We start from the raw sequence: 1,234 nt of genomic DNA on the forward strand, positions 1-1,234 counted from the left end.
ATGGGGAGATGGGGAGATGGGGAGAATCGGGAATCGGGAATCGGGAATCGGGAATAGGGAATCGGGAATCGGGAAATCGGGAGAATCTCTAGCTTTGAAACAAAAGCGACACCCAAGCTATTACCGCTTGGGTGTCGCTTTTTCTATGCCTGCCAGGCCTTATGTATAGCGCTATAGATAAAAATTTTGAGATTGATACAAGCAGCACAAACTGTTTTAGTCAACTGTTGCCTCTTGCCTCTTGCCTCTTGCCTTTCCCGTTGGCCTTTCCCGTAGCCATATATACAAGAGCGGCAGCTAGTTGGGAAAAATCTTAACAAAAATGTAAACTTTGTTTTCGTTATGTTACATTAAATTTAATACTTTCTTAAGCATTCTTACCTAGAGGATCAATCAACTACATGGCGGAACCAACCCATCTGGCTGAGCTTGAGCAGGGTCTAAAACTCTGGAATCAATGGAGAGACAATAATCCGAAACTGATCCCTGACCTGATGGAGGTAGACCTGAGTGGGCAAAACCTCAATGGTTTCAATCTGTTTCAAGCGGAGCTAATGGGTGCTAACTTGAGTGGGTCATTGCTGATTTATACTGACCTGACTGAGGCTTGTGTAGTTGGGGCAATTTTTGATAAAGCTATTCTTCGTCACGCTTACTTGAATCGAGCCAAGCTTACCCGTACATCCTTCCAAAGAGCAGACCTGACTATGACATCTTTGGAAGAAGCTAACCTAATTAGGGTTAACTTTTCTCTGGCAGACCTTGAGGGAGCTAATCTGTATAAAACTAACCTGATTGCTGTGAATTTCACCAAAGCCAATCTGAGTAGGGTCAACTTCACGGAGGCGGTGATGACTGGGGCTAATCTCAATGAAGCTAAGCTGATTGGTAGTAATTTTGATAAAGCTAACTTAACAGGAGCAGATCTGGTTAAGGCGAATCTGAAGGGAGCTAACCTTAGTCAAGCTAATCTTAGTTATACCAACCTCAGAGAAGCTAACCTTAGTGAAACCAACCTCAGAAAAGCGAATCTTACTGGAGCTGATTTAACTAATGCCAACCTTCACGGGGCTAATCTGATTGAAGCAGAACTTGATGGGGTGATATTGAATACGAGTATTTAGTTATAGGAACAGGGAACAGGGAACAGGGAACGGGGAACAGGGAACAGGGAACAGGGAACAGGCTGATAGCTGATGGCTGTTCGCGTAGCGTGCGCTACGCGCACGCTACG

General features: G+C 44.6%; 1 protein-coding gene. It reads left to right on the top strand.

What is annotated here, in order from left to right; all coding sequences use genetic code 11:
- The first annotated feature begins 401 nt into the window (after nt 1-401).
- On the top strand, nt 402-1,124 hold the full coding sequence (locus tag F6K52_RS36500) for a pentapeptide repeat-containing protein (RefSeq protein ID WP_293090150.1): 723 nt from the start codon (nt 402-404) through the stop codon (nt 1,122-1,124).
- Nucleotides 1,125-1,234 lie beyond the last annotated feature (110 nt).

It is taken from the genome of Moorena sp. SIO3H5, from assembly GCF_010692395.1.
Classification (GTDB): Bacteria; Cyanobacteriota; Cyanobacteriia; order Cyanobacteriales; family Coleofasciculaceae; genus Moorena.

Bases quoted from the DNA above. Each gene is read 5' to 3' on its own strand.
- F6K52_RS36500 (WP_293090150.1), top strand. From the start codon at position 402: ATGGCGGAACCAACCCATCTGGCTGAGCTTGAGCAGGGTCTAAAACTC.